The 9548-nt window shown below is 74.1% G+C and carries 8 protein-coding genes; 5 read left to right on the top strand and 3 right to left on the bottom strand.

What is annotated here, in order from left to right; all coding sequences use genetic code 11:
- Positions 1-18: 18 nt before the first annotated feature.
- Positions 19-1065, bottom strand: a complete 1047-nt coding sequence (locus ABD811_RS14265; RefSeq protein ID WP_344946597.1) for an iron-siderophore ABC transporter substrate-binding protein — start codon at positions 1063-1065, stop codon at positions 19-21.
- 177 nt (positions 1066-1242) lie between these two features.
- Between ABD811_RS14265 and ABD811_RS14260 the strand changes: the two genes are divergently transcribed.
- Genes ABD811_RS14260 through ABD811_RS14250 form a run of 3 tightly spaced genes read left to right on the top strand, consistent with a single transcriptional unit; the run spans position 1243 to position 4268 of the window.
- The gene (locus ABD811_RS14260; RefSeq protein ID WP_344946595.1) at positions 1243-2250 is read left to right on the top strand and encodes a FecCD family ABC transporter permease; all 1008 of its coding nucleotides are present in this window, start codon (positions 1243-1245) and stop codon (positions 2248-2250) included.
- A gap of 8 nt (positions 2251-2258) precedes the next feature.
- A complete protein-coding gene (locus ABD811_RS14255; RefSeq protein ID WP_344946593.1) occupies positions 2259-3326 on the top strand; it encodes a FecCD family ABC transporter permease in 1068 nt (355 codons plus the stop codon).
- Positions 3327-3344: 18 nt separating this feature from the next.
- On the top strand, positions 3345-4268 hold the full coding sequence (locus tag ABD811_RS14250; protein WP_425549408.1) for an ABC transporter ATP-binding protein: 924 nt from the start codon (positions 3345-3347) through the stop codon (positions 4266-4268).
- Positions 4269-4307: 39 nt separating this feature from the next.
- On the opposite strand, the gene ABD811_RS14245 is transcribed toward ABD811_RS14250, so the two are convergent.
- Complete coding sequence (locus ABD811_RS14245; protein WP_344946590.1) at positions 4308-5624, bottom strand: lysine N(6)-hydroxylase/L-ornithine N(5)-oxygenase family protein; 1317 nt, start codon at positions 5622-5624, stop codon at positions 4308-4310.
- Between the two features lie 111 nt (positions 5625-5735).
- On the opposite strand from ABD811_RS14245, the gene ABD811_RS14240 reads away from it, so the two are divergent.
- Both ABD811_RS14240 and ABD811_RS14235 read left to right on the top strand, forming a co-directional pair.
- A complete protein-coding gene (locus ABD811_RS14240; RefSeq protein ID WP_344946587.1) occupies positions 5736-6683 on the top strand; it encodes a methionyl-tRNA formyltransferase in 948 nt (315 codons plus the stop codon).
- Positions 6680-7936 carry an ArgE/DapE family deacylase gene (locus tag ABD811_RS14235; protein WP_344946584.1) on the top strand — a complete coding sequence of 419 codons (1257 nt, stop codon included), beginning with the start codon at positions 6680-6682 and terminating at the stop codon, positions 7934-7936. Before ABD811_RS14240 ends, ABD811_RS14235 begins: the two co-directional genes overlap by 4 nt.
- Positions 7937-7946: 10 nt before the next feature.
- Here the strand turns inward: ABD811_RS14235 and ABD811_RS14230 are convergent.
- On the bottom strand, positions 7947-9548 hold a 1602-nt coding region (locus ABD811_RS14230; protein WP_344946581.1), incomplete at its 5' end, for an amylo-alpha-1,6-glucosidase.

Below are 9548 nucleotides of genomic sequence, written 5' to 3'. Positions count from 1 at the left end.
CGGCCCGTGCTCCGGGTGTCAGCGCGTGTTGTTCAGCAACGGCACCATCTGGTCGATGGCGTACGGAATGCTCAGCACGGTGTTGAAGGAGACCGCCGCGCCGGTCGGGTTGTAGGGGACGAACACCGCGCGGTTCTCCTTGGCGACCTTCAGCCCGGTGTAGACCTTGTCGGCCTGGACGGTCTTCCGGGCGTCGGGCACCGAGGTGAGGAAGATCAGCCGGTCGGTGTCGAGCAGGTCGGCCCGCTCGGACCCGATCACGGCCGCCTGCTCCTTGCCGGCCGCCTCGGCGACGGCGTCGGGGACGGTCAGGCCGAGGCCCTTCATGAACTCCACCTTGGCGTCGCCCGGCCCGAACACCGCGTACTGGCCGGGCTTGAACGGGTCGGCGACGGCGAACGTCTTGCCGACCAGTTGCGGGTTCTGCTCGCGGGCTCTGGCGAACCGCTGGTCGACGGCGGCGATCAGCTCCTTGGCCTGCGCCTCCTTGCCGAGGGCGCGCCCGGTGACCAGGGTCGCCTCCTTCCACGGCATGGCGTAGTCGTCGTACCGGGCCGACTGCGCGACGGTCGGCGCGATCTTGGAGAGCTGGTCGTACTGCTCCTTCGTGATGCCGGTGTAGAGGGCGAGGATCAGGTCGGGCCGCAGCGCCGCGATCTTCTCCATCTTCAGGTCCTCGCGCTGCCCGACGACGGTCGGCGCGGTGCCGCCCCACCTGCCGGCGCTCCAGGGGTACTTGTCGACGCTGAGGCCGAGGCCGGTGAACTCGACGACGCCGAGGGGCTTGACGCCCAGCGCCAGCACCGCGTCCTGGTCGGTCCAGCCGACGGTCACCACACGCTTCGGCGAGGCGGGCACCTCGGTGGTGCCGTACTTGTGCTGGATGCGGACGGGGGCGCCCTGACCGGCGGCGGCCGCGCCGTCGCCGTCGGAGCCGTCGTCGCCGCCGCAGGCGGCCAGCCCGAGCGTCATCAGCAGTACGGCCGCCAGCGCCAGTGCGATCCTCCTGGCGGACGACGGACCCGCGGACCAGGGCGGTGTGGGGGACAGCGATGTGGGGGACATCGACTCCCTTTCGGAATCGGTTGAGCGCGATTTGCCGGGCATGACGGAATCGCGGGAGAAGCTCGGCGTCGGCGCGATACTAAGGTAAGGCTTACCTAATCACAAGACCTTCGAAGCCTGTAAGGTATGGCTCACCTAAGTTCAGACGTGGCCCTACCCCGGACAGGTTGTGATCGCGTGACGGTTGATGACCGGGCCGGACGGTCCGCGCTGGTGGCGGCGGCGCTCGGGCTGCTCGGCCTGCTGTGCCTGCTGTCTATCGCGGTGGGCAGCCGGCAGATCCCTCTCGACGAGGTGGTGCGGGCGCTCACCGGGCCGCGCGACACCGAGGTCGGCACCATCGTGTGGGACGTGCGGGTGCCGCGCACCCTGCTCGGCGTGCTGGCCGGTGCCGCGCTGGGCCTCGGCGGGGCGGTGATGCAGGCCCTGACCCGCAACCCTTTGGCCGATCCGGGGCTGCTCGGCGTCAGCGCGGGCGCCGCGTTCGCCCTGATGCTGGCGGTCGGGGTGGCGGGCATGACGTCGCTGTACGGGTACGTGTGGTTCGCGTTCGCGGGGGCGGTCGTCGCCAGCGTCGTGGTGTACGTGCTGGGCGGGCTCGGCCGGGGCGGGCAGACACCGGTGAAGCTGGCGCTGGCCGGGATCGCCGTCACGTTCCTGCTGGAGTCGGTCACCCGCGGCGTGTCGCTGGTCGACCCGCAGGTGCTCAACCGGTACCGGTTCTGGTCGGCCGGGTCGCTGGCCGGGCAGAACACCGCGCTGGTCACCCAGGTGCTGCCGTTCCTGGCGGTCGGCGCGGTGCTGGCGCTGAGCCTGGCGCCCGCGCTGAACAACCTCGCGCTCGGCGACGACGTGGCCGCCTCGCTGGGACGACGGCTGCGGCTGGTCCGCGCGCAGGGCGCGGTCGCGGTGACGCTGCTGACCGGCGCCGCCGTCGCGGTCGCGGGCCCGATCGTGTTCGTCGGGCTGGTCGTCCCGCACGCGGTGCGCGCCGTCAGCGGGCCGGACCACCGCTGGCTGCTGCCGCTGACCGCGCTCGTCGCGCCCTGCCTGCTGCTGGCCGCCGACATCGCCGGACGGGTCGTGGCCCGTCCCCAGGAGGTCGACGTCGGCGTGCTCGCCGCGTTCCTCGGCGCGCCGTTCTTCATCGCGCTGGTCCGCCGTCGCCGCCTCGCCGAACTGTGAGCCCGGACATGAGCCTGATCGAAGTGACCCGGCTGGCGGGGCGCACCGCCGTGCGGGTGGCACGGCCGCCGGTGTCGGGGGTCGTGCGGCCCCGCCTGCTGGCGACGTGCGCGGCGCTGGCCGCCGCGGCGTTCCTCGTGCTGTGCCTGGGGCTGGGCTCGGGCGACTATCCGCTCGGCCCGCACGAGGTCGTGCCGGCGCTGTTCGGGGCGGGCGACGGCGGCACCGTCCTCGTCGTCCGGGAGCTGCGGCTGCCGCGGGCGCTGGTCGGCCTGCTGGCGGGCGCCGCGTTCGGCATGTCCGGGGCGATCCTGCAGACCCTCACCCGCAACCCGCTGGCCGGCCCCGACGTGATCGGCATCACCCAGGGCGCGGGCACCGCCGTGGTCGGCGGCATCGTGCTCGGCCTCGGTTCCGGCCTCGGCACCCAGACGCTGGGGCTGGCCGGGGCGCTGCTGACCGCCCTGCTCATCTACGTGCTCGCCTGGAACCGCGGCACGACCGGCTTCCGCATCGTGCTCGTCGGCATCGGGGTGAACTGGATGTGCGCCAGCGCCACCCAGTACCTGATCGTCAAGGCCAGGGAGTTCGAGGCGCAACAGGCGGTGGGCTGGCTGGTCGGCGACCTCAACGGCAGGAGCTGGGACAGCGTGCGCCCGCTCGCGTTCGCGCTGGCCGTGCTGGTGCCGGTCGCGCTGCTGCTCGGCCGGTGGCTGCGCGCCCTGCAGCTCGGCGACCAGGTGGCGGGCGGGCTCGGCGTCCCGGTGCAGCGGGCGCGGCTGGCGCTGCTGTGCGTGGCCGTCGGGCTGGTCGCGTTCGCCACCGCCGCGGCCGGGCCGGTGGCGTTCGTGGCGCTGGCCGCGCCGCAGATCGCGCTGCGGCTGGCGGGCACGCCGCGGCCGCCGCTGACCGCCGCCGCGCTCACCGGGGCGCTGATCGTCCTCGGCTGCGACCTGGTCGCCCAGCGAATGTTCGCCGACCTCGAACTGCCCGTCGGCGTCGTCACCGGCGTGTTCGGCGCGCCGTTCCTGCTCTGGCTGCTCGCCCGGGCCAACCGCATCGGCTCTGGAGGCTGAACCGTGACATCCACGTCCATCCGCACCCCCGGTTCCGTCGACGTCGCCGCCGGAGCCGAGCCGGACCTGCGCGCGAGCGGGCTCCGGCTGGCCTACGACGACCGCGTGGTGGTCGACAGCCTGGACATGGTCGTCCCGCCGGGGCGGATCACCGTCATCATGGGCGCCAACGCGTGCGGGAAGTCGACGCTGCTGCGCGCGCTGGCCCGGCTGCTGACGCCGCGCGGCGGGGCCGTGCACCTGGACGGCCGCGCCATCCACACCATGCCGACGCGGCAGGTCGCGCGGCGGCTCGGCATCCTGCCGCAGTCGCCGGTCGCGCCGGAGGGGCTGACGGTCCTGGACCTGGTCGGCCAGGGCCGCGCCCCGCACCAGACCTGGTGGCGTCAGTGGTCGTCCGCCGACGAGGACGCGGTGACCGCGGCGCTGCGCGCGACCGGGATGCTGGAGCACGCGGCGCGGCCGGTGGACGAGCTGTCGGGCGGGCAGCGGCAGCGCGCGTGGATCGCCATGGCGGTGGCGCAGGGCACCCCCATCCTGCTGCTGGACGAGCCGACCACCTACCTGGACCTGGCCCACCAGGTGGACGTGCTCGACCTGGTGGTCGACCTGAACCGGCGCGAGCGGCGCACGGTGGTGATGGTGCTGCACGACCTGAACCAGGCGTGCCGGTACGCCGACCACGTCGTCGTGATGAAGGCGGGCGCGATCGTCGCCGAGGGGCCGCCCGCCGAGGTGGTCGACGCCGAGCTGGTCGAGGACGTGTTCGGGCTGCGCTGCCAGGTCACCACCGACCCGGTCAGCGGAACGCCCCTGGTCATCCCGATGGGCCGCCACCACGGCGCGCCCGCACCCGCGACGGACGATCCCCGGGACGGAAACGGAAACGGGGACGGGGACGGGGCGCGGGCCGTGTCCGGCCACGGCCGCACGGCGTCCTGACCGTTGCCGGCCGCGCGCCCCGCCCGTGCACGGCGGCGGTCAGTTGCGCATGGCGTAGGAGTCGCGGTGGAAGCCGCTGAGCCGCTCCCCCACCGAGTCGGCGATCTCCCCGGCCCGGACGGCGGTGTTGGACAGCAGCGTCGAGCCGATGCCGTGCGTGTGCTCGGTGGCGCCCTGCAGGTACAGGCCGCAGCGCATCGCGGGCGTGGTGGCGATGCGGTAGTCGCGTTCCACGCGCAGGCCGCCCTCGGGGCGCCGCACGCAGTACTCGCCCGCCTCGCCGAGCAGCGTCAGCGGGTCGCAGGGCCGGTATCCGGTCGCGTAGACCAGCGCGTCGGCCTCCAGGACGGTGCGTTCGCCGGTCGGCAGGAACTCGACCGTGGCGCGCACCGCCGCGGCGTCGCACTCGACGTCGGTCACGCGGGAGGCGTTCATGATGCGCAGCCGCTCCCTGCCCTGCACCTTCTCCTGGTAGTGCCGCCGGTACAGCTCGTCGATGAGCTCCAGGTCGACGACGGAGTAGTTGGTGGAGCGGTGGTAGCCCATCAGCGTCCGCTTCACCTCCTCGGGGGCGGTGAAGAAGTGGTCGACGGCCTCGGGGTCGAAGACGCGGTTGGCGAACGAGCTGTCGTCGGCGGGCGTGTAGCCGTACTTGGCGAACACCGCGCACACCTCGGCACCGGTGAACGTGCGGTGCAGGTAGTCGGTGACCTCGGCGCCGCTCTGCCCGGCGCCGACCACCAGCAGGCGGCGCGGGTCGCGCAGGCCGGGCGCGCGGTCGAGCAGCTCCTCGCTGTGCCAGATGCGCTCGCCGGCGACCGCGCCGGCGGGCAGCACCGGCTCCAGACCGGCGGCGACGACCAGGTTGCGGGCACGCCGCGTGGTCAGCTCGTCGGAGCGGCCGCCCTGCCGCACCAGCACGTCCAGGTACTCCACGACGCCGTCGACGGCGACCGGGGTGACGGCGACGACCTCCGAGCCGTACTCGACCTGGCCGGCGAAGGCCGCCGCGGCCCATTCCAGGTAGTCGTGGAACTCCGCGCGCGAGGGGAACATCGTCTTGTGGTTGATGAAGTCGGCCAGCCGGCCGCGCTCGCGCAGATAGCTGAGGAACCCGAAGCCGCTGGCCGGGTTGCGCATGGTGACCAGGTCCTTCAGGAAGGACACCTGCATGGTCGTGCCCTCGATGAGCATGCCGCGATGCCAGCCGAACGCCGGTTGCTTCTCCAGGAACACCGCGTCGACCGCCTGACCGGTGCGCTCGTGCCGCTCGCGCAGCGCGATCGCCAGGGCCAGGTTGGACGGGCCGAAGCCGATGCCGACGAGATCGTGGACGTGCGCGTCCGAGGGGGGCATGGAAGGGCGCCTTTCCAGGATCCGACAGATGGATTAGGCGGGCGGATTAGGTTAGCCTCACCTAATTGAGGCGAGCCTAACCTTCCCTGATCCTCGGCACAAGGAGGCCACATGCGGGTCGTGATGTTCGGCTACCAGACCTGGGGGCACCGCACGCTCCAGGCGCTGCTGGAGTCCGAGCACGACGTCGTCCTCGTCGTCACCCACCCCAAGAGCGACCACGCCTACGAGAAGATCTGGGACGACTCCGTCGCCGACCTGGCCGCCGAGCACGGCGTCCCGGTCCTGCTGCGCAACCGGCCCGACGACGAGGAGCTCATGACCCGGCTCAAGGAGGCCGACCCCGACCTCATCGTCGCCAACAACTGGCGCACCTGGATCCCGCCGCGGATCTTCACCCTGCCCCGGTACGGCACCCTCAACGTCCACGACTCGCTGCTGCCCGCCTACGCGGGCTTCTCCCCCATCATCTGGGCGCTCATCAACGGCGAGAAGGAGGTGGGGGTCACCGCGCACATGATGAACGAGGAGCTGGACGCCGGCGACATCGTGGTGCAGCGCGCCGTCCCCGTCGGCCCCGCCGACACCGCCACCGACCTGTTCCACCGCACCGTCGACCTGATCGGCCCCATCGTCGCCGAGTCGCTCGACTTCATCGCCTCCGGGCGCACCGACTTCACCCCGCAGGACCGCTCGAAGGCCAGCTTCTTCCACAAGCGCTCCATCGAGGACAGCCGCATCGACTGGACCTGGCCCGCCGAGGACATCGAACGCCTCGTCCGCGCGCAGTCCGACCCGTACCCCAACGCGTTCACCTACTACAAGGGCGAACGCGTGCGCGTGCTGAAGGCGTCGGTGTCCAAGGGCGTCTACGGCGGCACCCCCGGACGGGTGTTCATCCGCGAGGGCGACGGCGTGGTCATCGTCGCGGGGGCGGAGGCGCGGCGCGGCCGCAGCCACGGCCTGGTCGTCGAGCGCGTCCGCACCGACGACGGCACCGACCTGCCCGCCACCGAGTACTTCCGCACCATGGGCGGCTACCTCACCGGCCGGCCGTGACCGGCGTCATCGAGGCGCTGCGCGACGAGACGGGCGCCATGGCCGAACTGCTGGCCGAACTCGTCCGCATTCCCAGCGTCGGCGGGTCGGCCGCCGAGGTCGAGATCCAGGAGCGCCTGGCCGGATGGATGCGCGACGAGGGTCTGGAGGTCGACCACTGGCCGATCGACGTGGACGCGGTCACCGCCGAGGACGCCTTCCCCGGCGCCGAGGTGCCGCGCACGCGGGCGTCCGGGCTGGTCGGCCGCCTGCCCGGCACCGGCGGCGGACGCTCGCTGATGCTGAACGCCCACGTCGACGTCGTCCCGCCCGGCGACCCCGGCGCCTGGACCGAGGACCCGTTCGGCGGCCGCGTCGCCGGAGGCCTGCTGTACGGGCGCGGCGCGTGCGACATGAAGGGCGGTCTGGTCGCCGCGCTGTTCGCGGTGCGGGCGCTGCGCCGCGCGCGGCCGCGCGGTGACGTGCTGGTCGCGTGCGTGGCCGGCGAGGAGGACGGCGGGCTCGGCTCCTACGCCCTGCTGCGCCGCGGCTGGCGCGCCGACGCGTGCGTCATCCCCGAGCCGACCGGGCTGGACGTCGTGCCCGCCAACGCCGGCGCGCTGACGTTCCGGCTGCGCGTGCGGGGCCGCGCCGCGCACGCCGCCCGCCGCGGCACCGGGGTCAGCGCGGTGGAGCGGTTCTGGCCCGTCTTCGCCGCGCTGCGCGACCTGGAACGGCGCCGCAACGCCGACGTCGATCCGCTGATGCGGCGCTGGGACCTGCCCTACGCCATCGAGATCGGGACGGTGCGGGCGGGCGACTGGCCGTCGACCGTGCCCGGCGACCTGGTGGCCGAGGGCCGGATGGGCGTCGCCCTCGGCGAGTCCGAGCGGGCGGCGCGGCACGCGCTGGAGGAGGCGGTCGCGGACGCCTGCGCCGCCGACGACTGGCTGGCGCGGCACCCGGTGCTGGTCGAGTGGTGGGGCGGCCGGTTCGCCTCCGCGCGCCTGCCCGCCGACGACGGCGGGCTGCTGGAACGGCTGGGCGCCGCGCACACCCGCGTGACGGGCGACGCCCCGGGAGTGTGGGGCGCCCCGTACGGCAGCGACCTGCGGCTGATCATCGGGCTCGGCGGCATCCCGGCCGTGCAGTACGGGCCTGGTGACGTGGCCCGCATGCACGGCCCGGACGAATGCGTGTCCCTGGACGAGGTCGCCGTCGCCGCGCAGACGCTGGCGGCCTTCGCGCTCGACCACTGCGGAACGGGCGGGTAGCCGCGCCGCGTCAGGTCCCCGCCTCGCGGATCCATGTCGTCATGCCGGACGGGAGGCCGGTGACGGTGGCGCGGCCGTCACCGTCCACCCTGGCCGACAGCACGGCCCGGCCCACGCGGATGTTGCCGGCCGACAGTTCGCCGAACCCGGGCACCGGCGCCAGCGCGACCCGCCCGGACGGGACGTCGACGTCCAGGCCGAGCAGCGCCGTGACCAGCGCCGGTGAGACGGCGGCGGCCCACGCCTGCGGGCTGCACGCCGTCGGGTACGGCACCGGCGGCGTGCCGGAGTCCTGCCCGCCGAACAGCTCGGGCAGCCGGTGGCCGAACGCGGCGGCGGCGCCGATCAGGCCGCGCGCCAGCCGCGCCGCGACCGCGGGGTGGCCGGCGCGGACCAGGCCGAGGATCGCGATGACGGTGTCGTGCGGCCACACCGACCCCAGGTGGTACGACAGCGGGTCGAATCCGGCGGCGTCCGGGGTCAGCGTCCGCAGGCCCCAGCCGGAGTCCAGCTCGGGCAGCCGCGCGGCGACCTTCGCCTCCTCGGCGGCGGTGAGCAGGCCGGTGCCGAGCAGGTGGCCGAGGTTGGACGCCACGCCGTCGACCGGGCGGCCGTCGCCGTCCAGCGCGATCGCCGGGTAGCCGCCCGCGCCGTCGTCCACCCAGAACCGGGCGCGGAACCGTTCGGCCAGGTCGGCGGCCCAGCGGCGCCAGCGGTCCGCGCCGGGTCGGCCGAAGGCGTCCAGCAGGTCGGCGCCGAGCACGGCCGCCTGGTAGGAGTACGCCTGCACCTCCGACAGCGCGACCGGCGGCCGGGCCAGCCGCCCGTCGGCGTGCTGGACGCCGTCGGCGGAGTCCTTCCAGCCCTGGTTGGACAGCCGGTCGGCCGACCCCACGTAGGAGACGAACTCGCCGTCGAACGTGCCGAGCCATTCCAGCGCGCGTTCCACCGCGGGCAGCAGGGCGGCGACCTCGTCGTCGGGCATGCCCCAGCGGCGTGCCTCGGCGAGCGTGACGACGAACAGGGGCGTCGCGTCGACCGAGCCGTAGTAGATCGGCGGCAGCCAGGTGGTGGCGTCGCCGGGACGCAGCTCGTGCGGGATCTTGCCGGGCGCCTCCTCGGTGACGGGGTCGCGGCGCACGCCCTGGTGGCGGGCCAGCGCGCGCAGCGTCCCGGCGGCCAGCTCGTAGCCGAGCGGAAGCGCCAGGCGCGCCGTCCACAGCGCGTCGCGGCCGAAGAGGGTCAGGTACCAGGGGCTTCCGGCGGCGCAGTAGACGTCGCCGTCGTAGGACAGCAGCAGCGCGCCCAGGTCGGCGACTCCCTGGGCGACGAGGCGGTCGAGCCGCTCGTCGCCCGACCGGACGGTCAGCGGCGCGTCCGCCCACGGCGCCGGGCCGGGCGGCGGAGCCGGGCGGAAACCGGGCACGTCCGGGGGCGTGGCGCGGACGGTGATGGTGGTGGTGAACGACTCTCCCGGCGCCAGCGACACGTCGGCGTGCGTGCGGCCTTCCAGGCGGACCCGGTGGCCGTCCGGTCCGGTCCATTCGGTGCCGTCCTCCAGCGGCGTCTCCGGCAGGCCGGGGTCGTCGCCGGACCGCACGGCGCTGATGGA

Source organism: Actinomadura miaoliensis, assembly GCF_039536785.1.
In the GTDB taxonomy this organism is placed as follows: Bacteria; Actinomycetota; Actinomycetes; order Streptosporangiales; family Streptosporangiaceae; genus Spirillospora; species Spirillospora miaoliensis.
The sequence above is the reverse complement of the archived record's forward strand: the minus strand, read 5'-3'. Positions and strand labels throughout refer to the sequence as shown.